Raw genomic sequence first — 25512 nt, forward strand, 5'->3', positions numbered from 1 at the left:
GATTTGAGCTACCAATCTGAAGCAGTATTAGAAAACAACCTGGTCAAACAGCTGGAGACCCAGGGCTACGAAAGAGTGCAGGTGAATTCTGAGGCTTCGGTATTGGCGAATCTTAAAAGTCAGCTGGAGGCTTTTAACAACACTTCTTTTTCTGAAAAGGAATTCGGCAGTATTTTAAATCATCTCGCCAAAGGCAATGTCTTTGAAAAAGGAAAAACCCTGCGCGGACGGTACCAGCTCACCCGGGACAATGAAGATTCTTTTTATGTTCGATTTTTAATAATGAGGATTGGACAAAGAATTTGTTCCAGGTCACCAACCAGATCGCCCAGGAAGGAACTTACAAAAACCGGTATGATGTCACGCTGCTGGTAAATGGTTTGCCGCTGGTGCAAATCGAATTAAAGAGACGCGGACTCGAACTCAAAGAAGCTTTTAAACAAATAAACCGCTATAAGCGCCACTCCTACTGGAATAATTACGGGCTGTTCAATTTTGTGCAGCTGTTTGTAATAAGTAACGGAGTGGACACGAAATACTTTTCCAACAATCCGCTGCAAACCCTCACTTTTAAGCAGACCTTTTTCTGGGCCGACAGGCAGAACAGAAACATAAAAGAACTTACAGATTTTACCACTGCATTTCTAAACCCGGATCACCTGGGGAAAATACTTGCTAAGTATATTGTTTTTAACGAGACCCATAAAATTTTGATGGTGCTTCGCCCCTATCAGTTCTATGCGGCAGAGGCGATAATCAATCAGGTGAAGACCTCCGGGGACAATGCCTACATCTGGCACACCACCGGTTCCGGAAAAACATTGACATCCTTTAAAGCGAGTCAGTTGCTGATGGACCTGCCGGAGGTGCATAAAGTGGTTTTTGTGGTGGACAGGAAGGATCTGGATTACCAAACGATGAAGGAATTCAACAGCTTCAAGAAAGACTCTGTTGATGTTACAGATAATACCTTTTCCCTGGTAAAGCAATTTAGCGATGACACCAAACTCATCCTAACAACCATTCAGAAGCTGAACAATGCCATCTCCCCCGGCCGTTATCAGTCTAAAATGGACCATTTGCAGGACAAGCGTATTGTCTTCATTTTTGATGAATGCCACCGCAGTCAGTTTGGGGATACGCATAAAAAGATCACCAGTTTCTTTAATAATTCTCAGCTGTTCGGCTTTACCGGAACACCAATCTTTGCAGATAATGCAGCGAAGAATGACCTGGGAAAACGAACTACAAAAGACCTTTTTGGAGAGTGCCTGCACAAATATGTGATCACAGATGCTATCAGGGATCAGAATGTTTTAAAGTTCAGCATAGAATATATTGGCAGGTATAAGCAAAAGAGCAATACGTTTATAGATATTGAAGTAGAAGACATAGATACCCGGGAAGTTCTTGACAGCTCTAAAAGGCTGGAAAAGATCACTGATTATATCATCAAATATCACGACACCAAGACCAAGAACAGGGAATACTCCTCCATTTTCGCAGTGAGCAGCATTCCAAACCTTATCACCTATTACGAGCATTTTCAACGGAAGAAAGCTGCCGGGGAGCACGATCTAAGAGTGGCCACCATTTTCACTTATGGAGCCAACGAAGAAGATGAGGAAGCGCAGGGCTTGCTGCCCGATAACCAGCTAATGGCAGCCGATGCACTTCCGGTATATAAAACCAGCCACACCCGGGAAAAGCTGGATGAGTTTATTGAAGATTACAACGCGATGTATAACACCGCTTTCTCCACCCGGGACAGCAAACAATTTGAGGGATATTTTAAAGACATCAGCAAACGCCTGAAAGAGCGGGAGAAAGTCGGTTTTAAAGACGAAGATCGCCTGGATATTATCCTGGTGGTCAATATGTTGCTTACGGGATTTGATGCCAAGAAAGTGAACACGTTGTACGTAGACAAAAACCTGCGCCACCACGGACTTATCCAGGCCTTTTCAAGGACCAACAGGATCCTGGACGAGAAGAAATCCCAGGGAGAGATCCTTTCCTTTAGAAACCTGAAAAAAGCCACTGATGAAGCCATAGCGCTATTTTCAAACAAAGACGCCAAAGAAGACATCCTCCTCCCCGATTACGAAGTGATCACAGAGAAATTTTCTGAAGCTTTTATTGACCTGCTCAAGATCGCACCCACAGTAAAAAGCGTGGACAATTTACCCTCGGAAGAAGAGGAACTGGAATTCGTGCAGGCTTTTCGCGCCCTGATAAGAGCAAAGAATGTTTTAACCTCCTTTGCCGATTTCAGCTGGGATGATGTGCCAATGGATGAGCAGACCTTTGAAGATTACAAAAGCAAATACCTGGATCTTTACGAGAAAGCCAAAGGCGATCACCAGAAGAACAAAACCTCCATCCTTGACGATGTGGATTTTGAACTGGAATTGATCCACCGGGACGAGGTGAATGTGGCTTACATTCTAAAACTACTCGCGGGGCTGAAACAAGCCAAAGGCAAAAATGCCGCCCAGCAGAAAAAGCAAATCCTGGATATGCTCGCCGGAGATGTAGAACTGCGTAGCAAACGGGAATTGATAGAAAAATTCATAGAAGAGCACCTGCCAAAGATCACCGACATAGATTCCATCCCCGATGAATTTGAACAATACTGGAGCGACCAGCGAGTGCTCGCCCTTGGGAATTTATGTGAAGAGGAAAACCTGGACAAGGCACAATTCAAATCATTAATAGACGCCTACATCTATAACGAACACGAACCCCTGCGGGATGAAATTTTCAAGTGTCTGGATAACCGCCCCAGCGTGCTAAAAGCACGGGAGATTGGGGAAAGGATTATTAATAAGATGAAGGTGTTTGTGGAGGTGTTTGTGAGGGGGTTGGGGCCTAGTGAGAAATAGGACACTCACAAGTAAATATAAAAAATTCCAAAACTATTTCAGTACATTTATTTACTAAAAAAAAAATTGATGAAAATTGAATTGAGAAACTTTGGACCTATAGATAGATTACAATTTGATCTAAACAAAGATTTGCATCTTATATTTGGTCAAAATGCTATCGGAAAATCATATGCAACTTATGGTATATATTGTTTGATTAAAAACATTAAAAATAAATCTTTTAGGAATAGATATTTCTACTACAGAGATTTGGATACCAATGATTTTCACAAATTTATTAAAAACACATTAAAAAATAGAAAGAAGCAACAAAGGATAGATCTATCATTAAAATACAAAACCTTAATAGAAAATGAATTAAGGTTAATTATTTTAAGTGGTTTACAAAATTCACTTCGGAACACTTTTTCATCCTTGCATAATCTTAAAAATAGATTTACAAATAAAAACTTTGAATTTATTATTTATTTATCAGACTCTGAAAAAATAAGAATTTTTGCAGATGACGAGGGAACTTTAGATTTAGAATATTTATCTAAAAAAAATAAGTTAGAATTCATACTAAAGGATACTAAAACCACAAAATTTTCTCTTTACAGTGATGATAAAAAGCAATTTGGAAAGGGAAAAGAAGATGATTTTTTAATAGAATTTGTGAGATTTTCAATTGGAAATGTAGAGAATATTCTAAAGCGATTAGATCATGACATTAGAGATATATATTATTTACCTGCTAGCAGATCTGGTCTATACCAAGCCTTAAGCGCCTTTACTCCAATGATTGCGGAATTAACCCAAAATCGATTTTTCATGCAAAATAAATCGATCGAACTTCCATCTTTATCTGAACCCTTATCTGACTATTTCATTGATCTTTCTACAGTGGATAAAAAGAATAGCAACAAAGAGTTTACCGAAGTAATTAATTTTCTTGAAAAAGAAATATTAAAAGGGGCTGTAAAGTATGATGAAAAGACAAAAAGGATTCTTTATTTACCCCAAAATGTCAATCTTGAATTGAACTTATCTGAAGCTTCTTCTATGGTAGCAGAACTATCTCCGTTAGTTCTTTATTTTAAGCACATTCTAAACTATAAATATTCATCTTTAAATCCTCAGGATCGTTTTTTCTTTGATGGATATTACCAAAGAAGATCAGCTCCCCGCGGTTATGATATTCTTTTTGTAGAAGAACCAGAAGCACATTTGCATCCAGAGATACAGGTTAAACTTATTGATCTGTTCGTGCAACTTACAAATCAGAAGCTTAAAATATTTATTACCTCTCACAGTAATTATATGTTTAATAAGTTGAACAATCTTCTTATTAAAAAAGATATAAAGGAAAATAAGGTAAAAGTTTATCATTTGGTGCACACTAAAGAGGGACCAGGGATAAGAAAGATATGCAGGTGACCCAGGAGGGAATAAACGATGAAAATTTTCAAGACGTTTCAGAGAGATTATATTTTGAAAGATTAAACTTTTTAGAAGGATTAAATGATAAATAAAATAGAAAAACATGAGGTGCTTTCATCATTTATTGAAGAGACTTGTTCTGAAAATGGAGTTTGTGTTTCTTTTGATGATTCTATTTCTGAAGACTCATATGTAATAATAAAGGTGGATAAATTTTATAATTCTTTAAATATTGAATTCAGACCTCCCTCAGTGGACTGCTTAATAGTTCGGGAATGTATAAATCGTGGTCATGGTTTAACCCTAGTCGAATTAAAGAAAGCCAACTCCTCCAAGGATTTTGACATGAAAAATATTGAGCAGAAATTTGAAACTACCCTTTCTGACTTTATTAGCGATAAATTTGCTGACCCACTCTTAATTAATTATAATGATGTAAAACTTTTCTTTGTTTCCAATAAAGAGATTTACAAAAGAGATCTAGGTTTAAAAATGGAAGCGTTAATTAATATACGGTTTAAATTCAATGACAAAACCTTGATGATTCGCCCACTAATGCCCACCCCGACAATTAAAAATTGTTATGGATAAACTGAAATGACCCTATGAAAAAACCCTTTTCCGAACTTTAAATATTTTGCTCCACCCTCGTGTATGGTAAAAAAAACTAATTTCTTATATTGACTAATCTTTTTTTATTATTTTAATTTTGTTAGGATCTTATAAAAAGATGCACTTCCCAAGTTGTTTTTAGACAAAATGGGATTACGATAACTTTTTGTAATATATTTATTTGAATATGCTTTCAATTCAGGAATAGCTTCTTCCCAATAGCTTTTGCTTCTGGGTATTATAAGGATAGCATCTCTTTGAATTGCCTTCCTAACAAGTTCAAAATTATAATTCTGGCTAGGCAAATAAGAACTGAAACCTTCCTCTTTAAGTAGTCTTTTGTAAAGCGGTTTATATTTGGTGGAATGATATGGAAAGAATTGAACTTTAGCTATTTTATGAGCAACTATTTCATCGCTAGTCGCATCTATTAATGGTTTTAACTTTTTAAACCAGTAGTCAGATTTTTGAATATACTCTTCCTCCAGGCAAAACAATGGCAGTTTCGGGTAAGGAAGCTGGTGCTGTATTTGCAGCATCCACCAATTCTCATAAGTTTTATAATAATTAGTTCCCTCAGCATCTTCATGTTTGTCATATCCAGGATTTAACATCAGGATTATTACAGGAGCATTATGAACATCACCCATAAAAGGGGCAGGGAAAATGTTGTCATGAATTTTGTATTCATCGGTAACTTTTGAATTGAACTTTTCTATTATTGAAAGTTCTGATTCTAAGACAAAGTTTTTCCTATGTGAGTTAGCTGCTAAAGTGAGCCAGGGGTTTTGGGAGGAATTCATTTCAAGTTGTTTTTCTAAATATAGAAAAAACTTTAATTATGCATCGTTTAAGATTTTAATAATCATTTACAACACTCTCACCGCTTTAACAATCCTACAAGTGCAGCCCTTTTGAAGTGCCTTATCAATGACCTTTAGAGAATTGAATAGGATTATGCAACAGTTTCAAAATGTTTTCGTTACCATACTTTCTTTATGAGGTTCAGAAGTGTTTTTAATCTCAAAACCTACAACCCCAAGCAACAGCTCCTCTTGGGTAATTATATGAACTTCCCAGTTGCCTTCCTTAAGGTTGTTTTTATATGTATAACCACGGTAACCCTGATCACGCCCACCGGTAACTTCAAAGCCAATGTCCTCGGTTATTTCCCACCTCCCGGTTTTGGGATTGTACCATTGCCAACGATGAAAAATTGATTTTTTTATAGCTGTAGGTGCAAAAATAGAAGTGAACACATAAACCCTTTCCCCGGCATGACGATGAAAATTGATGTTATGTGTACGCCAAAATACATACCACTCATCCCTTTCGTAAGTAACGATGTATTCATTATTTGTTTTCCTGACATTATGAGCCACCAGCCCGGTTTCCATAGCCAGTGGTACCGGCGGAATAAGATTGAAATAGTAAAAAACATTGATCACTAAATAGATGGAAAGGATACCGCTAATCAGTTTTGTAAGACTTATCTCTGCTCTTGTGCTTGGGCTGGAGGAGTAAATAAACAGGATAAGAGCCAGGGTACACCCCAAACTCAGAAGTCCGGAAATAATAAAAATAAAGGTATTCATTTCCTTTATGAGAGTAGGGACCATAAAGGTGAAAAAGGTAAAACTTATAAAAAAATAAACACTGAACTGCAGGTACTTATTGGAGATCTTCTTTTTAAGGAACTCGTTTGCAAATAAGAGCAGCACCAGCAGTATGAAAAAAACCATGGTTTTTGACAGGGACACACTTCTGAAAAAATAGATGACAAAGGCACTTGAAAGTGCCCCAAAGAAAAATTGTATGGCTAGCGGAAAATATTCGGAATAACGATCGATAAAAGTGTTTTTCCATTTCCCATCATCTGCCAAATTAAACAAATAAAGCGTTATGGATAATAAGGTCATATGCGAGCAAAGTACCACAGTATCATAAACACGATCTATTCGACCTAAGGTCAAGGTATCAAAAATAAAACCACCCATAAAAAAAAGAATGGGGGCGTACTTTTGATTGCGACTAACATACCTTCCAAAAGCACTTTTTTTATATCTTACTAAAGTTCTTTTCATACTATATTTAGTAGCGACAAAAGTAGCGTAAAAAAAGAACCAAGAGTCAAGAGCCAAGAGCCAAGAGCCAAGAGCCAAGAGCCAAGAGCCAAGAGCCAAGAGCCAAGAACCAAGAGCCAAGAGCCAAGAGCCAAGAGCCAGGACCAAAGACTAAGAATCTAACTATCAATACTTTAAATTATAAATCTAACTTTAAAAACAGGATATTAAAGAGGCACTTTTCAAAATTAAAATTTGATTCTTCTACCGTCGTTTTTTTCAAATTTTAATCCTTTACTTTTGAGTGATGATCCAGTTTCTATCTTTTAAATGACAAAAAAGAAAAAACTAAAGCAGCCCTGGCCTACCAAGGATGCCATGACGCAGATATATGAAAACAACCTGTGGGGTGGGGATAGTGCTGACTATTATTCCGGTTTGGGTTCACATCATCCCGGGCTGGTAGCTCCTTATGTGGAGACCGTTTGCGCAGTCTTAAAAGCTTTTAAAATTCCCCCGGTAGTTTGTGACCTGGGGTGCGGGGATTTTAATGTGGGAAAGGAATTGGTGCAGCATTCTAAGAAGTATATCGCAATAGATATTGTTCCGGACCTTATAGCGCGCAACAAGAAAAAATTCAGGGCAGAGAATTTAGAATTTCACGTCCTGGATATTGCAGCGGAGGAATTACCGTCGGGGGATTGTGCGATTCTACGGCAGGTGTTACAACACCTTTCTAATGCAGAAATAAAGAGCGTGGTAGAAAAATTATACCGGTACAAATATGTTCTTCTTACCGAGCATTTACCGGAAGATGATTTTGAACCCAATAAAGATATCATCTCCGGGCAGGGAATAAGACTGAAAAAGAAAAGTGGTGTAAATATAACCGCGGCACCGTTTAACTTTAAGGTCAAGGAAGAAAAACAGCTTCTAACAATGAAACATCCCGGTTTTAAAGGAGTTTTGGTCACTACCTTATATATCAATCATTAGAAAAACTTTGCGAGCTTTGCGTAAATCTTTGCGACTTTGCGGTAAAAAATTAACACGCATTTTCTTAGAATAGAGGATTTCCTAGAAATGATTAGACGTAATTTTTTATAACACCCGGATGGCCTTTACAAACCGGCGGGTATAGCCTTCATTGGAAAGGCTGGTAATAACAACTTTCATCTCACTTCCTGAGGTAGCGTGAATAAAATCGCTTTCATTCCCATTTGCTGCGGAAACAATTCCAATATGACCAATCGCATCGCGGGTGGGACTTAAAAACAATAAAAGATCTCCTTTCCGGACCTTCTCAATTGGGATCTCAGTTCCAAAATTTTCATATCCTGCCGTACTTCGTGGCACCTCAATATCAAAATGTTGAAAAACGAAATAGATATAACCGGAACAGTCAAAACCTTCTTTTCCGTTACCCGCCGTTACATACGGCGTTCCTAACAAATTCATTCCATATTCCACAATGCTGTCCCTGAAAGTATAATTGGTTTGCTCTGCCGTGAAAATTGTTTCCTCTTTTGAAAATTCCGGCTGCGATTCTAAATCATTCGGCTTATCATACACTACATAAGTTACAAAGGAAAAAACCAGTGCCAGAAAAACCTATTTCCCGAAATTATGGAGATATAACCTGTTTGCCATTTAAGGGGGATTTTTTTGAAAATTACGTAAAATGTATGATGTAGGCTGTATATTGTAGACTGTAGACTGTATAATGTAGACTGTATAATGCATAATGTAGACTGAAAAATCTTTGGGAAAAAAATTTATTGAGCCGCAAAAAAATCTATTCGGCTCAAATTTTACTTATATTTGAGCCGAATCCTATTTTATTCGGCTCATGAAATATAACTGGCAACAAAAAGACTGGCCTAATTTCACTTATTCTACTGAAGAAGTGGAGGTACAGCTCTTTGAATTTTCTGAAAGAGCCGGGAAGATAAATGCGCTCCTGCAAAGTTTACCGGAAGAAATTCGCGTGGAAACTGTGATTGAGCTTTTGGTAGCAGAAGCCGTAAAGACTTCTGCGATTGAGGGGGAGTATTTGGATAGAATGGATGTTATGTCATCTATTAAAAAAAATCTGGGTTTATTGCCGGGCCATCACAATACCGATGATAAAAGGGCCGAAGGAATAGCAGAGCTTATGACCGATGCACAAAAGAGCTTCAATGAGGCTTTAAGCGAAGAAACTTTATTGAACTGGCACCGGATGTTAATGAAGGGGAATTCTTCCCTGGAAGCCGGAAAATGGCGCACCCACGAAGAACCCATGCAGGTAGTTTCCGGTGCACTGGGGAGAGAAATCATTCACTACGAGGCACCACCTTCTAAAAGGGTCCCGGGGGAGATGAAACAGTTTATTTCTTGGTTTAACCTTACCGGCAAAAATGCTGAAAAGGAAATTAAAAAACCTGTTATACGAGCGGCCATTGCACATCTTTATTTTGAGAGCATTCATCCTTTTGAAGATGGAAACGGAAGGATTGGAAGGGCAATAGCCGAAAAAGCCTTATCTCAAACCGTGAAAAGGCCCATTCTTTTAAGCCTTTCTGATGCTATGGAACGCAGGAAGAAGGATTATTACAATGCTCTTATGCTTGCACAAAGGTCCAATGAAATCACTCCCTGGATTAAATATTTTGTAAACACGACCCTTCAGGCCCAGATTTCAGCAGAAAAAATTATAGAATTCAGCCTGTATAAGGCAAGGTTTTTTGACAAGTATAAAAATGATTTGAATGAGCGTCAAATTAAAGTAATACGAAGAATACTCAAAGAAGGACCCGGAGGCTTTGAAGGTGGTTTGAACGTGCGCAAATATATAGGCATCACAAAAACCTCTAAAGCCACAGCTACAAGAGATCTTCAGGATTTATTGCAAAATGACATCATTGTAAAGAACGGAAGCGGAAAAAACACCTCCTACTTTCTGAACCTAAAATAGGTTCAGAAACACCGAGGTTTTAAAAGGTTTTTTGGAAATTTCTTTATTTATGGTAAGAACAAATAACGAGCAAAATTTTAACAATATACACTATACAATATACATTATACATACACTAAGATCAATTAAACCCGACACCAATTGTCGCTACCTCGAATTACCTTAGTGAAATAAAACCAGGAACATGTCCCAACGCCTTCTAACGAAATCCCGATTCAAACTGGCATTAGATTGCCCGAATAAACTCTTCTACACAAAAAAGAAAGAGTACGCGAACAAGCAACTTGAAGATCCATTCCTGGAGGCACTTGCGCAGGGCGGATTCCAGGTGGAGGAATTGGCGCGGCTGGAATATCCGGAGGGGATTTTAATTGAAGGGAACGACTGGAATTACGATCTACTAGCGGCGCAGACAGCCGAACTGCTGCAACAGGAGAATGTGGTGATCTTTGAAGCGGCTTTTAAGTTTGAGAACCTATTCATTCGTACAGATATCCTGGTAAAGCGGGGGAATAATATTCAGCTAATCGAGGTAAAGGCAAAATCTTTTGAACCGGAGGATGAGAATCTGCTGGTTGGCAAAAAGGGTGGCTTAGTTTCCGGCTGGAAACCATATTTGTTCGATGTTGCTTTTCAGCGATATGTGATCCAGCAATGCCACCCGGAGTGGAAGATTAAGTCCTACCTGATGCTGGCCGATAAATCCAAAGAATCTCCCGTGGAAGGGTTGAATCAGCTGTTCCGCATTAGCAAAAAAGCCGACAACCGCACCGGGATCACCAGGAAGATCAACAGCCTGGAGGAGATTGGTGGGCGTAGTGTGTTGGGGAAAGTTCCGGTAGATGAGATCTTGGATGATATAGAATCAGGGAAGCACATGTGTTTTGAGAGCCTGGATTTTTTGGAGAGCATCAAAGTATTTTCTGAATACTATGTTGAAGATAAATATTTTAATGCGCCGGTTTCCTGGAATTGTAAAGGCTGTGAATTTAAGGCCACGCCGGAAGAAGAAGCGGAAGGAATGAAGTCCGGTTACAAAGAATGCTGGAGCAAACAAATGGGCTGGAAAGAAGAAGATTTTGCCAAAGCCAGTACTTTTGACGTCTGGGATTTCAGGAGAGGCAGTAAGTTATTTGAAGAAGGAAAAATTTTCCTTGATGGTATTTCCGAAGATGATATTGGACTAAATCCTGCACCCGGGAAAATCTCCCGCACAGAACGCCAATGGATACAGATTGAAAAAAGCGTTACCGGCGACACTACTCCTCACATTTTAAAAGAAGAACTCCGGCAGGAAATGAGCAAATGGAAATTTCCGCTCAACTTCATTGATTTTGAAACCAGTGCTACTGCCCTGCCCTTCAACAAAGGCCGGCGGCCTTATGAGCAGGTGGCGTTTCAGTTTTCACACCATACAGTAGACGAAGCCGGGAACGTGAAGCACGAAAGCGAATACATCAATTTTGAACCTGGGAATTTTCCCAACTTCGAATTCGTGCGGGAGCTAAAGAAAGCTCTTTCGAAGAATAAAGGCAGCATTTTCAGATATGCTGCTCATGAGAACAGCATCCTGAATGCCATATATTATCAGTTAAATGACAGCGATGAACCAGATAAGGAGGAACTCCAGGAATTCATTAAAACCATTAGCCAATCTACAAAAAACAGTGCAGAAAAATGGTGCGGCGATAGGAATATGATAGATCTACTGGACGTGGTGAAGGATTACTACTACGACCCATACATGGGCGGCTCCAACTCCATTAAAGCCGTTCTCCCGGCAGTTCTCAACTCCTCTGCACACCTGCAGGAAAAATACTCCAGACCTATTGCAGTGATCGGCCTAAGCTCAAAGAATTTTGATCCCAGACATGTATGGCTACAGATCGAAAATGACAAAGTATTGAGTCCGTACAAAATGCTCCCGCCCCTCTTCGCCGACTGGGACGAGGAACAACTCGACGCCACAGTATCGGGAATGCAAGACATTGCCGATGGCGGGGCTGCGCTGACCGCTTATGGTAAACTACAATATACCGATATGCCAGAGGAGGAGCGGCTGGCGATTAAGCAGTCGCTGCTCAAGTATTGTGAATTGGATACGTTGGCGATGGTGATGATTTGGGAGTATTTTAGGCGCCAAACCTGCTGACTTAGTAGAGAATAACTTTAATCCAACTCCTTCGGAAATAAAAATAGCGATAGAAAAAGACACAATGAGTTTTCTCTGTATTGTTTCTAAGCTGTTGCTACTTTAGGAGCTTTTAAGGCATCAACACTAAAACCTTTATTGATAAATTTTTCTGCAACGTCAATTACTGTTTTCTGAAGTAAATCTGCTACATATTTAAAATTCTCATCCTTGAATTTTTCTATGGTATTTTCTGGATAATACTGAGTTCCACCAATAGGCAATGTATCGTATTTAACTTGAATATCATAGCCGGTAAAAAGTGTTTTACTGAATATACCGTCTTCCACATAGATCCTGGGAATAATCTGAATTTCTATTTTTTTCCGTTCTTCCTTTTGACCTTCCTCTTTTCCTTTCAAAAATTGTAATTCAAGTTCACGATTTTCAAGTTTCGATTTAATACTTTCTTTATTATAATTATAAAATAATTCCTTTTCCTTTTCAAAAGCACCATCAACTTTTCCATTCTGGTAGTTTTTATACAAGTAAAAAAATCTTGAGGCAAAAAATCCAATTAGTAATGATGCTATTGAAGTTATAACTGTTAGGGTCATTTTTTATCTATTTTAAATTTAGTCATCTATACCAAATTCTCCCCATTCACGTTCGCAATCAGGGCATTCGTAACATACGCCGTTAAAAAAAGCACTTTCACTTCTACAGTCCGGGTTAGGGCATTCGACATTTAAATTCATAGATTTATTTAAATTAAATTTTAGTTTTTATGTTACACTGACGTTTTAACCACCTGATCAAATGAATTGGCTGAAGAGAAAAACAGCGTTTTTAAGAATATTTGTATCAGCAGTTATAAAAAGCCCCCGAAAAAACACCGTAAACCCTACTTCACAATATTAAACCGGGAGCATTTTTTGATAGATTAAATGTTAACCATTTCTGGTTTGCATCAAATCTAAATATTATGTTAAGACGCAGGATGCTGGATTAGTAAACGTATGGAATCCGGAAGTTATCGTTAGACCTTCAACTTAAGAATGACAGTGGTGCCAGTATTTTTTCTGGAAATTATTTGCAGCGCTTCCTATACAGCATAGCCCAGCAAGGCCAATCCCTCCCTTATCAGCTTAACGTCTTTGGAGTCGTGGAATTTATTGTTTGAACCCTTAGAGAAGCCAATCCCATTATCTTCGATTTCACATTGCAAAACATCTTCTGAAACCGATTTGATATAAACCTTTAATGTGGGATTGGTGACTCCGGGCAGAAAATCGAACAAACACATTTTCTGTATAGATTCGAAAGGTCATGTTAGGGATTTCAACATCATACACATCAATAGAAAGGGTCTATATTAAGGTTCACCTCTATGCGGAACCTCGTATTTTTCCACAATACATAGGTTTAATAAATTTGTGTGACTAGGATATGAGAAAATCCTTATTTTACTTTTTGATTAAAAAGTAAAATAACATCGCTTATTATTGTAGCTTTTTCTATTTTAGTAAAATAAGCAACAAGAGAATTTTACTTTTATATGAAAACGTTCAAAGCAGGGAATTATATTCAGCAAGGTTATTATAAAAGTTTTCAACCCGGGATGATTAACAGGGATTGGACTGTAAGTGATATGCAGGTCCTGCAGCTGCTTAGCCAGGCCGACCGGCATTTGGGTCGATTGGATATGTATTCTGAATATGTGCATATTGAATTGTTTATTCAAATGCACATTGCTAAGGAGGCGGTTCAATCTTCTAAAATTGAAGGTACGCAAACCAATATAGAAGAAGCGTTTTTATCAAAGGAGGAAGTTCATTCAGAAAAAAGGAACGATTGGGAAGAGGTACAAAATTATATTTTGGCAATGAAGGAAGCCGTGCAAATGTTGCATCGCCTACCCTTTTCCTCCAGACTTATTAAACAAACCCATAAAATACTGCTTCAGGGGGTAAGAGGCGAACATAAAATGCCAGGGGAATACCGGAAAAGTCAGAACTGGATAGGAGGTGCAAGTATAAACGATGCTGTTTTTGTACCTCCAGTACACACTTCCATTGATGAACTAATGGGAGATATAGAAAAGTTTGCCAACGATGAAGCAAATCCTTTGCCCGATTTGCTAAAAGTTGCACTTATACATTACCAATTTGAAACCATACATCCATTCCTGGATGGAAACGGACGGGTGGGACGGTTAATGATCACTTTATACCTGGTGAGTAAAGGCATCTTGAAACAACCAATTTTGTACCTGTCAGATTTTTTCGAAAAGCACAGAACATTATATTATGACAACCTGATGCGCGTTCGCACACATGATGACCTTAATCAATGGTTTAAGTTCTTTCTTGCAGGCATCATTGAAACTTCTAAAAATGGGGTGAAAACCTTTGACGGAATTTTGCAACTACAAAAAGAATTAGAAAATAAATTAAAAGGAATCGGGGCGCGAAGTGGTGATGCTTTTAAAGTAGTGGAATATCTATATTCCAAACCCATTATCGACGCCCAAAAAGTAAGTGAAATTACTGGCAAATCCCTTAAGCCGGCGTATAATCTACTCTCGGTACTGGAAGACCTGGAGGTGGTAAAAGAAATTACCGGTGCCCAACGTGGAAGGCTTTATGCCTTTAAAGAGTATATCGAACTGTTTAAGCACAATTCTTAATTCAAGAGCTATCGCTAGACTTTTAACCCAAGAATGACAGTGGTGCCACTCTCTTTTGAGGAAGTTATTTGCAACGCCTCTTCCACATCATACCCCAGCAAGGCCAATCGCTCCCTTACCAGCTTAACGCCTTTGGAGTCGTGGAGTTTATTGGAGGGGCTGCCGGTGAAGCCTATGCCGTTGTCTTCGATTTTGCATTGCAGGACATCTTCTGTAAGCAACCTGAAAGAGATTTTTAAGTTGGGATCTTTCACCTGGTTTGGAAAAGCGTGAACGAAGACATTTTCCACAAAAGTTTGCAGTAACATCGTGGGGATATTCAGTTCATAGGTATTGATGGCAGGATCAATTTCAAAGTTCACCTTTATCCTGTTATTGAACCGCGTATTCTCGATCCTGATATAGGATTGCAGGTATTCAATTTCTTCGTTCAGCGAGATTCCGGGTTTGATACAGTGGTCCAGGTTCAACCTGATGAGTTTCGAAAAATCCCCCAGGAAAACGGTGGCTTTATCTATATCACTGTCCATAATATAGTACTGGATGGAGTTCATCGCATTAAAAATAAAATGCGGATTCATTTGCGCCAGGAGGGCCTCCATTTTGGTTTCCTCAAACCGCTTCTGGATCAGTGCCTTTTGTTCTTCATATTGCCTGTGTTGCCTTATTTGATATACATAAACACTGTAAACCACCAATAGCAGGGTGCCTATAAGAAGTGCCGAAAACCACCAGGTTTGCCAGAATGGAGGAAGTATAGACAAACTTAGCAATGACTGGGAAAAAGTGAGCCCCGTGCTGGCATCCAGTACTTCTACGTCTATCGCGTAATCATTGGGCGGCAGGGCAGGTAGAAAGATTTCGGGTTGGTTCACAGGCAGGCTCCAGGGTTCATTGGCATTTAAGCGGTAGCGATATTGCAATTTATTCGGATAAGGGTGTGCATTGGTACCAAACTTCAGCAATACCGAATTCTCATTGTGCGGCAGAGTCAGCGGCTGCTTACCATTGAATCCTTCCGAAGAAAATTCAGTATTATTGACCAGGAGCTCCTTCAGCCTAATTTGATCTACCAAAGCTTTCGTCTCCCCCACCTCATCAAGATCTATGAGATAATAGCCGTTATCGCTGCCTATGGACAGGATATTCCCGTTTACCCGGGCACTTCGCAGAGGCTGCTCCAGGCCCTGTTCCCTATCCAGAAATATAAAGCGCCCGTCCTTATAAAGCGTCAATCCCTTTTCTGTACCTATAAGCAGGGTGCATTGATAATCCTTCAGAAAAGAAATGGAATTCCCGCGGATCTCGGCGCGCGGAATTTTCTTTTTAACTTCAAATCCCGCCTCATCATTCACGAGGAACACATCCCCAAACTCATTTGAAATCGCAAGATCCCTTCCAAGGGCAGTGATATGCTTCAACTTTTTTTCACTCCAGATATCCTCTTTTAAATAGGACCGGAAACGATCATTTTCCCACACATAAAGTCCGGAAAAAATGGAGAGAAAATAGGTCTTATCCTTTTTTCTCAGGCTGTTGACCACCATTGTGGGGGTGTGGGGCTCCTCCTGATCGAAATGCTGATATTTAAAAGCATCCACATCGCTGTAAACCCTCACCCCGCCATAAGGATTGGTCTCGATAAGAGCCCCGGCCGGCGTGAAGTTGACTTCCTCTGTATGCAAAGGCAAATAACGCGCAAGTTCCCCGGATTCCTTCACGACAAATACACCAATAGTGGTGTTTACCCAATAGCTATCTTCTGACACTTTTATGTCATAGAATTCAATATTTTCGGCCAGTGTAGCATAATCCAATTCATAGAAATCATCCCTGTGTTTGGGCAAGGGAAGGGTGGTCTTCAGCACATAATCTTCCTGCCATTTCTTTAGCTGAAGCAAGGAGATCTTTTGTTCATTTTCTGCTCCTTTAATCAGGATGCCATCATCTAACAACACTGCGGAAGTACTGCTGGCAGCGGCAAATCCCAGCACCTTGTTCCCTATGATCCCGCTGAATTTTATCTGCGGATCCAGACTGATCTCAAACAGTCCCATATCCTGCGTGCCTACATACAATTTTTCAAAGTTTGGGTCATATGCCAGGGAGACCACTTCCCGGCTTGGGACATTGAATTGAGAAGTCATGGAGATAAGCCGGTTATCCACTATTTCATAGATCCCACCGTTAGCATCATATATTCCCCAGGCTGCAGCAAACAATCTGTTATTGCGGGTCTTCACATAATCCCAGATAATGGAGAACCCAAATTTTTCTACCTCCTCAGGCACCTCCTCCTTCAGATATTCGGAAAGGCTGTGTTTGGTGAAATACTCTTTGTTACTGCTGAAGACGCTGTCATTATCCACAAATACAGAATAAATGAAAGTATGATCATTCACCTTGAGCAAATCCCATTGGCTCCCCTTCTGCTGAAGTTTATAGATGCCGGTGCTATAAGTAATAACGTAGACATGCTCGTCGTACTCTAAAAAATCCCTGACCCTAAAAAGCTGTTCTGCTGAAGGATCATCAAAGGAACGAACCTCCAGGGTATTGATATCTATGACTGAAACCCCGTCACTGGTGCCCACGTACATCAGGTTTCCGGAAGCATATAGTTTGGTGATCTCGTTATGAACCAGCCCCTCCTCTTCTGAAATGACCTGGAATTTATTTCCGTCATAAATACTCAAACCCCCGCCATAGCTGCCGAACCAGAGCCTGCCGTTGCTGTCTTCTGCAATGGCCCAGCAACTGTTGAGCGCCAGGCCATCCTCCTCGAAGAAATATTTAAAGATGTCGTTCTCCTTTTTTACGAGTCCGTTCTCTGTCCCAATCCACAGGATATTATTGCTGTCCACCAATAAAGACCTTACCGAATTATTGGGCAGTTCCACGGCTGCAGTATAATTCCTGCCGGGATAATTCTGGGAAAACCCCAAACTATAGCATAGGAAAAATAAGAGGAAAAGCTTACTGGTTCTGTAGAATGGCATTGATGAACTCTTCTTCTTTTCGAAAGGAAACAGGAAGTTTCTCTCCATTGGTTAATTCAATTTCCTTGTTTGCCTTGTGGTACCTCACCACGTAGTTCAGGTTGATGACGTAGCTTTTATGAATCCTCTTAAACGTATTGGTCGGCAGGATCTCCTCCACAAATTTCAGGGTTTTCGCGGCCAATTTGGTGCTGCCTTCAATCTTTTTTATACAGCAATAATTACTCTCTGCCTTGCAATACAGGATCTGGTTGGTATGTATCAGCTCAAAACCATCAGTAGTAGGAAATGCGATCTTGCTAACATTCTGGTCATTCACATTCAAATTCTCGAGCAGTAGAGCCAGTTTCTTCTGTGCAAAATTGCCGGCATTCTTTTTCTCGAATTTCTTCACCGCCTCTGCCAGGTCCATATGGTTAATAGGCTTCAGCAAATAATCCAGTGCACTGCGTTTAATCGCCTTAATGGCAAATTGATTATGAGCCGTAGTGAAAATAACCTCGAAATTTATGGCCTCAAAACTTTTGAACAGCTCAAACCCGTTCTTCTCCGGCATCTGAATATCCAGAAAAACCAGCTGCGGTTCATAGTTCTTAATCGCCATCACGCCTGCATCTACTGAATCACATTTCGCAACGATATTAAACCTGTTCGGAAAATACTTAACCAGGGTCTTCTCCAGCAACTCCCGGGCATTTAATTCGTCATCAATTATTACTGCTTTTATCATAAAATAAAGTTAAAACAAAAAAGTGAGGAATCCGGTTGTTTGCTGTTTTCTGTTTACCGTTTTCCGTTTTCCGTTTTCAGTTTTCATTTGTTTTTTTTTTGGAATTTGGAATTTGGAATTTGGAATTTAAAAAAATGTTGTGGGTTGTAGGTTGTAGGTTGTAGGTTGAAAAAAAATGTTGTCGGTTGTCGGTTGTGGGTTGTCAGTTGGGATTTTCTGGTGAGGTTAATTTTTCTTTCTTCGAGTCTAATTGTAGGTTAAACCCAGAGTTTAAAAGGAGTTTAAAAAGGAGTTGCACGGAGTTATCTCATGACGATTCCCCTCCTTCGGAGGGGTGGCCGAAGGCCGGGGTGGGCACTGCGTGACCTTAATTAATCTCAAAGTAGAAAGCGAACAAAGCGGAAGAAGGATTCCCGGCTTAATATGCCCTACCGCTTGCTGTTTTCCGTTTTCTGTTTTCTGTATACCGTTTTCCGTTGGAATTTGGAATTTTGGATTTGGTGCCTGGAATTTTATGCCTGGAATTTGGTGCCTGGAATTTGTAATTTGATGTCTGTTGGAATTGAAAACCAAAATTTTTACCTCCTTTTCCAAATTTTATTCTTTAATTATACTTTCTTAATAAAAACTTCCGCAATGGCAATTTTCACTAAGGAACCTGGCACAAAAACGGGTACAGAGATCTTCACAAGCAATGGGGAACCCACCGGGATTGATATTCTGGATTTCTGGAAATGGAACAAATCGAACTTACTGGAAAAGAAAACCCTGAATGAACTGGCCAGGTTTATTGTGGCCCGTGCTTTAAATAACGCTTCCCCGTTAAAGGAGAATTTCCCTTCCTGGGACCTGGAAAGCAAATCAGGAAAAAGACTGTCGGTACGAACTGATGCTTTTTGTGAAAATGGAAAGATCAAAAAAAATGCACAGATTAAGTTTAGCATATTAGGGCATATGGGGGACAAGAATACCCCCGGGTTTACAGGATTTCAAAGGCGCTGGAGTGATGTCTTCATTTTCTGCCTTTTGACAACTAAAGACCCGGAAAAGGTAAATCCTCTGGATCTGGACCAATGGAATTTTTATGTAGTTCCTACCCGGGTTCTGGACGAAAAAGATAGAAATTCATCTCATATTACTTTAGGCGCGCTTTTAGGAATTGATCATACCGTCTGCAAATTTCATGATTTGAAAGTGGCAATTGATAGCCTTTAAATATTTGAATTTTCATGGCATTTGACCAGGCACAGCTTACTGAAATAAAGATTGAAGCAGCTCTTTTTCTAAATAATAACCGACCTCCTGGAGATATTCGTCACTTGCTGGACCTGGATTTTTATATAAAAGGCCAGTCGGTCATTATTTACGAACTACGGCCTGATCTTAAAAAGGCAAATTCAGTAATAAAGACTGAAGCAGGGAAGGCTACGTATGTGAAGAATACCAATTGCTGGAAGGTGTATGGAAAGGACAAATACCTCAACTGGGAACGCTATGAGCCTATTCCTGCAGTAGAAAATCTCCGGGATTTCTTTCACCTGGTGGAAGAGGACGAGAAGGGATATTTTATATGTAAATTGGTGTTATACTAATTTTCCGTTCTTCAATTTTACTTTTATACAGTAGGCCCTGCAGGCATAAGAGGTTAGCCGTTTTCCTTTGGCTTTTTATAATTTGGTTTGGAATTTGGAATTTGGAATTTGGTGCCTGGAATTTGATTATAACCGCGAAGGACGCTAAGACAATACGCCAGGGTCGCAAAGAAAAATCCTTTGTGCTCTTTGCGTAAAACTTTGCGCTCTTTGCGGTAAAAAAAAGCGTCTTATAAAAGATCTACACCTCGATTTGCGTAATGATTCTTGTTTCTTGTTTCTAAATGCACCCGGCACCAGACCTGCCAGGTTTCTCGTCAACAAAAGCCGGAATGATAAAGGATATCCATGCTCTTTCGATTATTTATCCTGGTAGGTCTCCCTCGCGATGTACAAACGGACTCGTTTTTCCTTGTTTAGACCTACCAGGTTTCTTCTTTCCAGAGGAGGATTAAATAACAATTTTTGTCTTTTTAAGGAACTTAAACCTGGCAGGTCTCCCTCGCGTTCGAACCCCAACATTAAAGGGATCTTTCTACCCGATTATTTCTTACTGCATAAAAAGAATCATGATGCTGATTCTCCTGCTTAAAATTTCCCTAATCACTTGTATAACAAAGAAGCACGCTCAAACCTCACAGGTTTTCGAAACCTGTGAGGTTTCTTCCTAAGACGATTTACCAATAAGTACCCACCCGTCCAGACTATTGTATTTAAACTCCCGGTATCTCTTCTCTCTTCCCTCTGCTCTCTTTTTCTTTTTTTCCTATTTTTTGGAATTTCGAATTTGGAATTTAATTTTTGTCAGCCATTCAATCGCTTGCTATAACAAGTCCAGACTACAGATTCTACCTTCCTAAATCACCTGCAACGGATAATCCTTCAGTTTATCCAGGGACCATACCTCTATCCCGGAAATCTCCTGCATTCTTAGAATATTCCGCATCATCTCCCGCTCCCCTGCTCCCGCGACTACTATGGAGGTGGTTCCGGGTAATCCGCTCATAAGGGATAGTAAAAGTAGAAAGTCGGCAGCCCTGTTTGTAACAGGATCGAAAGGGAGAAAGAACAACTTTCCTCCCGGCGAAGCTTCTGAAGTAACAGAAATAAATTCTATCCCATTCATTTCTTCAAAGGAGATGGAGAATCCCAGGCACAGGAGGTTTTCGGCAAGTTGCTCGGTCAAATTAGCTCTTTGATTATTAGCTGTTTGATTAACGGTGTTATAAATCATCGTTTATAATTATTTATGGTAAAAGTAAAATGTCAAAGCGCCAAAGGGTGACGTTTTATAGTAGTGAGAATTGAGTTGAGAATTGAGTAGTGAGAATTGGGTATTGAGTAAAAAAAATCCTGAAGCCGAAAACCTGTATATAGCAAATTGTATAATGTATAGTGCATAATGTATACTATAGAGTTTGAGTAAATTGCGAAATCACGCTTTTATGAATGGCAAAAATTTGCCAACCATACCGTACTTCATAATTGTATATTCTTGTAGAAAATTCAATAAAAACCTCAAAATCAGCCAACAAGATATTTTTAACCCAATTTTTTACTACCTTAGTTTTCTGTGTTATCCAACAGGATTTTTTTTCAGTTTAGCAGCTTTTAACCCCTTCACCTCTCGCCCGGTGATTTAATTGATATTGAAATTCATTTAAAAGACCACTGTGTATAATGGGTCCCAATAAAATTAGGCACTAATGAAGCAACCTGTTAAAATATTAGTTGTCGGGGAAGAAATGATCAATGAAGCCAATATTTCCATGCAGCTTTGTGAAATGAGCCACGAGGTCCCGGGGATTATCCCGGGTGGGAAAGATACCCTTAGCCATATACAGAACAACCTCCCAGATACAGCCCTAATCGACATTCAGTTCAAAGTTTCCCTTAATCTTACCGCCAATGGAGATGATGCCAATTTCAACCGGGCAAAAGGCCCCCACCCTTATGCTTTTATTTTCAAACCCTACAAAAAACTGGATCTGCAACGCAATTTTGAGTTAAGCATTTCTCAACTTCAAAATAATTCCCATCCCACATCCCATGATCTTCAAAACAGATAAATCCAAAAGGCACACCCTGAGTATCTTCCTTTTGTGGTGCAGTGCTTTACTCCTTCACCTGAGCGGATTTTCAAAAAATTCACCTGCAAAAGCCACATCCGTAAAAACTGTAATTGGTTCGGGCAATTCTTATGCTAATAAAGCTTCCCTATTTATTTATATGCCTCTTTTCTATAAGGACAGCGCTTCTTTTTACAAAGAAAAGGATGCCATGGAGCCCCTGCATCAACCAGAACCTAAAAGTTTACAATTAAGTAAAAGGATTGCTGACCAAGACCTTTCCCCTGCTCAGGTTACTGCTTTAAGCAGAGCCTACCAGGACAAGGCCATGTGGTTCAGGGAAATGCCGCATTTTAACCGGGACAGCACTGTCTATTATTTTGACAGGGCAGCACTCCTTCTCCAAAACAACAAGCCTTTACAATATGAACGTTTGGCCGATTTGTTTCGTGATATTACCGACAGGGCGAACAGGTCACATAACTTTATTGTCGTGGATTCGCTGGCACCCATAGGCTGGGATTATTACGAAAAAATACCGGAAAGCAGGAAAGATAAAGTTTTAGGTTATGACCTATTAGTCAATTGGGCTTTGATAAAAATAGTAAGAGGAGAGCCAAAACCCGGACTGGAACTTTTTGAAAAAGCCGTGAATTTGCTCAAGGATGATCCCCGACCTGAAATTCAGCTAAAGCTTTTAAAGGATAAGGGAAGATTTCTTTATCAATATGGGTTGCCGGAAGAGCAGGAAAAATCTTTCCAGTATCTAAGAGAAAGTGTGGCTGGTTTCCAGAATTCAGATTATCCTGAAAAGAATGAAGCCCTTATGACTACCTACAAAACTTTATACTACCATTACGCAGATGCAAATTCTGATTCTGGTTATTATTATATGGATCAAATAGCAATGCTATTGCCAAAAATAACCAATCCTTTTCATCATACCTGGTATTATTATGCCCAGGGCAGCAAACTTATCGACAAAGAAAAATACGAAGAGGCTAAACCCTACTTATATAAAACCATCAAATTACTGGAGGATAATAATTTGCGCACTATTGATGTTTATCAATTTGCACATTCCCGTTTAGGAGACATTGCAAAGGCAGAAAATCGATATGCCGAAGCAATCGCCTATTATGAAAAAGCGAGGAATTCCTCCATTGAAATTAACACCAAAGCCAATACAGCCTACTTCATCAATAAATTATACCAGGTCCATGAGCTCCAGGGAGATTATAAAAAAGCACTGGAAAACTATAAGGAATGGTCTGAGGCTAACAATATTATCGAAGTAGAAAGAAACGAAAGAAGCCTTCGTGAAAGTGAATTGCAGGTAGATGTGCTACAACAGGAAAAAAAGCTTGCAGCCAATCAGCAACGACAAAGCATTTATATTGTGGCCTTAACCATTGGTGTTTTATTACTCGGCTTACTTTATCGTAATTACAGGCTTAAGCAAAGGAGTAATCATAAACTAAAAGCATTAAATGAAGAGTTAGCCGACAAAAATGTATTACTGGATAGGCGGAATGCTGAAAATGAACTGCTCCTCAAGGAAATACATCATCGTGTAAAAAATAACCTGGAACTGGTCAAGAGCTTAATTTCATTACAATCGGCTCAAATAGAAGACCCTGCAACTAAAGAGGCTATGGTTGCCAGTCAAAACCGGATACAGTCGATGAGCATTATCCACCAGAAGTTATATCAGGGTACAAACCTGGGCAGTATTGAGATGAAAGACTATTTTCTGAATTTGGGCGAAGGAGTTCTAGATACCTTTAATGCTGAAGATAAAGTGAAGATCAAATGTGTTATGGAAACCCTTGAACTGGATGTGGATACAGCCGTGCCTATTGGCTTAATTGTAAACGAACTGCTTACCAACGCCCTTAAATATGCATTCCCTGTAGACAATAACGGAACCATCCAAATAAGCTTATCACAATCTACTCCTGAAACTTTGACTTTAAAAGTCGCAGATAACGGAGTTGGTAAAATAAAAGGCTTAGCACCAAAAGGAACCGGATTTGGTTCTCAATTAATACAATTATTGACCCAGCAACTTCATGGCACCATGCTTGAAAAAACGGAACAGGGAACAACAGTTGAGTTTGAATTTAAAATAAAAGCCTACGCTTAATGAAGCAACCTGTAAAAATAATAGTTGTTGAGGATGAAATGATCATTGCAGCTAATATTTCCAGGCAGCTCTGTGAAATGGGCCACCAAGGTCCCGGGAATCATCCCCGTTGGAAAAGATGCCCCAGGCCATATACAGAAAAACCTCCCGGATATTGTACTTATCAATATTCAGCTTAAAGGTTCGCAGGGAACTTCTAAAATGATTGCAAACCATATAACTTTCCTTTTCGGGTAATAAAATTGACGTTTTGGACAGGCTACGGCCCTGTTCGTCCTAACACGCTTGTTTTCAGCGACTTCCAACAATATCTTGTGGTATATATCTTAAAACCACAAGCTATGAAAACTAAATTCTTCTTCAGCCTTTTCCTTGCTACCCTTCTTTTCCAAACCGGGGATCTTTTCGCGCAGACCGCAAGTGCCAACCAGGCATTCTGGGTTCACGAGGACAATGTAAGACCTTCTATGGTTAAAGAGTATGAAGCCGTAACCAAAGATTTTATCGACGCCTGTAAAAAGCACAATATTAAAGGGGCCAATTTTGCCACCGCGACATTGGACGATGGTACTTTTTTAAGCATCTCTCCTGTTACCAATATGGCCGATCTTGATAAGAACCCCCTCGCCCCGCTTGCTGAAAAGATGGGAGAGGACAATTTTAGACAGCTCTTTGCCCGTTTCAATAAGACCTATGACACCCACAGGGATTATATGGTGCATCTCTTAAGCGACCTGTCATATATGCCCAACGGCTTATCAACAAATACCCCGGCTGAGGATTACCGTAAATGGCATTTCTTCCATGTCATCCCCGAGAATGCTTCAGCCCTGCGGACTAAAATGATGGCGCTAAAGGACCTGTATGAAAAGAAGGGCTCCAAACAACACTTCAGAGTATATAGAAATGGCTTCGGAAATTCAGATTACTACCTGGTGGTAATTTCAGCCAAAGACGCACAATCCTACGCGCAGACTTCAGCAGAAAATAATACGCTGCTCGGCCCGGAAGGGGAAAGAATGTTCGATGACATTTTAAAATCTGTTGAAAAGTACGAAACCAGAACAGGCCGTATGCGCCCGGACCTGGCTTACACCTCGAATTAAAGAAATTAAAACCGGCATCGTAGAGGGCCGTAAAGCGACCGGATGTGAGTTTTTCTCTATAGGCATCTCACATTCCCGGTCGTTTAAAAATGGGTGGACAGATAATCTTAAA

21 protein-coding genes are annotated in these 25512 nt (G+C 39.7%); 13 read left to right on the forward strand and 8 right to left on the reverse strand.

Annotated elements, in window-relative coordinates; genetic code table 11:
* Positions 1-3: 3 nt before the first annotated feature.
* The 4 genes from FHG64_RS19880 (at position 4) to FHG64_RS06435 (ending at position 4898) form a co-directional block, all read left to right on the forward strand.
* Positions 4-375, forward strand: coding sequence for a hypothetical protein (locus tag FHG64_RS19880; RefSeq protein WP_317133591.1), 372 nt, complete (start codon positions 4-6; stop codon positions 373-375).
* On the forward strand, positions 303-2885 hold the full coding sequence (locus tag FHG64_RS06425; RefSeq protein WP_317133592.1) for a type I restriction endonuclease subunit R: 2583 nt from the start codon (positions 303-305) through the stop codon (positions 2883-2885). Before FHG64_RS19880 ends, FHG64_RS06425 begins: the two co-directional genes overlap by 73 nt.
* A gap of 69 nt (positions 2886-2954) precedes the next feature.
* Positions 2955-4304, forward strand: coding sequence for an AAA family ATPase (locus FHG64_RS06430; protein ID WP_139065647.1), 1350 nt, complete (start codon positions 2955-2957; stop codon positions 4302-4304).
* A gap of 84 nt (positions 4305-4388) precedes the next feature.
* Positions 4389-4898, forward strand: coding sequence for a hypothetical protein (locus tag FHG64_RS06435; RefSeq protein WP_139065648.1), 510 nt, complete (start codon positions 4389-4391; stop codon positions 4896-4898).
* A 107-nt stretch (positions 4899-5005) separates the two neighbouring features.
* Here FHG64_RS06435 and FHG64_RS06440 read toward each other — a convergent pair whose 3' ends face one another.
* Together FHG64_RS06440 and FHG64_RS06445 are read right to left on the reverse strand one after the other, a co-directional pair.
* Positions 5006-5722 (reverse strand): hypothetical protein, encoded by a 717-nt coding sequence (locus FHG64_RS06440; RefSeq protein ID WP_139065649.1) that lies wholly within the window; start codon positions 5720-5722, stop codon positions 5006-5008.
* 165 nt (positions 5723-5887) lie between these two features.
* A complete protein-coding gene (locus FHG64_RS06445) occupies positions 5888-7003 on the reverse strand; it encodes a DUF2914 domain-containing protein (RefSeq protein WP_139065650.1) in 1116 nt (371 codons plus the stop codon).
* A 309-nt stretch (positions 7004-7312) separates the two neighbouring features.
* On the opposite strand from FHG64_RS06445, the gene FHG64_RS06450 reads away from it, so the two are divergent.
* Positions 7313-7978, forward strand: coding sequence for a class I SAM-dependent methyltransferase (locus FHG64_RS06450; RefSeq protein WP_139065651.1), 666 nt, complete (start codon positions 7313-7315; stop codon positions 7976-7978).
* A gap of 105 nt (positions 7979-8083) precedes the next feature.
* Here FHG64_RS06450 and FHG64_RS06455 read toward each other — a convergent pair whose 3' ends face one another.
* Positions 8084-8554, reverse strand: a complete 471-nt coding sequence (locus FHG64_RS06455) for a C40 family peptidase (protein WP_139065652.1) — start codon at positions 8552-8554, stop codon at positions 8084-8086.
* Positions 8555-8831: 277 nt separating this feature from the next.
* Here FHG64_RS06455 and FHG64_RS06460 point away from each other — a divergent pair, with 277 nt between their 5' ends.
* Together FHG64_RS06460 and FHG64_RS06465 are read left to right on the forward strand one after the other, a co-directional pair.
* Positions 8832-9938, forward strand: a complete 1107-nt coding sequence (locus FHG64_RS06460; RefSeq protein ID WP_139065653.1) for a Fic family protein — start codon at positions 8832-8834, stop codon at positions 9936-9938.
* 184 nt (positions 9939-10122) lie between these two features.
* Entirely contained in the window at positions 10123-12090 is a 1968-nt protein-coding gene (locus FHG64_RS06465) for a DUF2779 domain-containing protein (protein ID WP_139065654.1), read from the forward strand.
* Positions 12091-12176: 86 nt separating this feature from the next.
* Here FHG64_RS06465 and FHG64_RS06470 read toward each other — a convergent pair whose 3' ends face one another.
* A complete protein-coding gene (locus tag FHG64_RS06470) occupies positions 12177-12686 on the reverse strand; it encodes a hypothetical protein (protein ID WP_139065655.1) in 510 nt (169 codons plus the stop codon).
* A 941-nt stretch (positions 12687-13627) separates the two neighbouring features.
* Between FHG64_RS06470 and FHG64_RS06475 the strand changes: the two genes are divergently transcribed.
* Positions 13628-14758: a Fic family protein gene (locus tag FHG64_RS06475; RefSeq protein ID WP_139065656.1), complete on the forward strand. Its 1131-nt coding sequence runs from the start codon at positions 13628-13630 to the stop codon at positions 14756-14758.
* A gap of 14 nt (positions 14759-14772) precedes the next feature.
* Here FHG64_RS06475 and FHG64_RS06480 read toward each other — a convergent pair whose 3' ends face one another.
* On the reverse strand, positions 14773-17757 hold the full coding sequence (locus FHG64_RS06480) for a sensor histidine kinase (RefSeq protein ID WP_139065657.1): 2985 nt from the start codon (positions 17755-17757) through the stop codon (positions 14773-14775).
* Positions 17735-18487: a LytR/AlgR family response regulator transcription factor gene (locus FHG64_RS06485; RefSeq protein WP_139065658.1), complete on the reverse strand. Its 753-nt coding sequence runs from the start codon at positions 18485-18487 to the stop codon at positions 17735-17737. The genes FHG64_RS06480 and FHG64_RS06485 overlap by 23 nt, the downstream gene beginning before the upstream one ends.
* A gap of 636 nt (positions 18488-19123) precedes the next feature.
* Between FHG64_RS06485 and FHG64_RS06490 the strand changes: the two genes are divergently transcribed.
* Both FHG64_RS06490 and FHG64_RS06495 read left to right on the forward strand, forming a co-directional pair.
* The gene (locus tag FHG64_RS06490; protein WP_139065659.1) at positions 19124-19702 is read left to right on the forward strand and encodes a hypothetical protein; all 579 of its coding nucleotides are present in this window, start codon (positions 19124-19126) and stop codon (positions 19700-19702) included.
* A 14-nt stretch (positions 19703-19716) separates the two neighbouring features.
* A complete protein-coding gene (locus FHG64_RS06495) occupies positions 19717-20079 on the forward strand; it encodes a DUF3024 domain-containing protein (RefSeq protein ID WP_139065660.1) in 363 nt (120 codons plus the stop codon).
* A gap of 856 nt (positions 20080-20935) precedes the next feature.
* Here FHG64_RS06495 and FHG64_RS06500 read toward each other — a convergent pair.
* Positions 20936-21313, reverse strand: coding sequence for a hypothetical protein (locus FHG64_RS06500; RefSeq protein WP_139065661.1), 378 nt, complete (start codon positions 21311-21313; stop codon positions 20936-20938).
* A gap of 472 nt (positions 21314-21785) precedes the next feature.
* Between FHG64_RS06500 and FHG64_RS06505 the strand changes: the two genes are divergently transcribed.
* Both FHG64_RS06505 and FHG64_RS06510 read left to right on the forward strand, forming a co-directional pair.
* Positions 21786-22148, forward strand: a complete 363-nt coding sequence (locus tag FHG64_RS06505) for a response regulator (RefSeq protein ID WP_139065662.1) — start codon at positions 21786-21788, stop codon at positions 22146-22148.
* The gene (locus FHG64_RS06510) at positions 22129-24294 is read left to right on the forward strand and encodes a tetratricopeptide repeat-containing sensor histidine kinase (RefSeq protein ID WP_246054316.1); all 2166 of its coding nucleotides are present in this window, start codon (positions 22129-22131) and stop codon (positions 24292-24294) included. Before FHG64_RS06505 ends, FHG64_RS06510 begins: the two co-directional genes overlap by 20 nt.
* Positions 24295-24345: 51 nt before the next feature.
* Here the strand turns inward: FHG64_RS06510 and FHG64_RS19155 are convergent, their stop codons facing one another.
* Positions 24346-24510 carry a hypothetical protein gene (locus FHG64_RS19155; protein ID WP_168191327.1) on the reverse strand — a complete coding sequence of 55 codons (165 nt, stop codon included), beginning with the start codon at positions 24508-24510 and terminating at the stop codon, positions 24346-24348.
* Between the two features lie 125 nt (positions 24511-24635).
* Here FHG64_RS19155 and FHG64_RS06515 point away from each other — a divergent pair, with 125 nt between their 5' ends.
* Positions 24636-25400: a hypothetical protein gene (locus tag FHG64_RS06515; protein WP_139065663.1), complete on the forward strand. Its 765-nt coding sequence runs from the start codon at positions 24636-24638 to the stop codon at positions 25398-25400.
* The last annotated feature ends 112 nt before the right edge of the window (positions 25401-25512 follow it).

The sequence above is a fragment of the Antarcticibacterium flavum genome (assembly GCF_006159205.1).
GTDB lineage: Bacteria > Bacteroidota > Bacteroidia > Flavobacteriales > Flavobacteriaceae > Gillisia > Gillisia flava.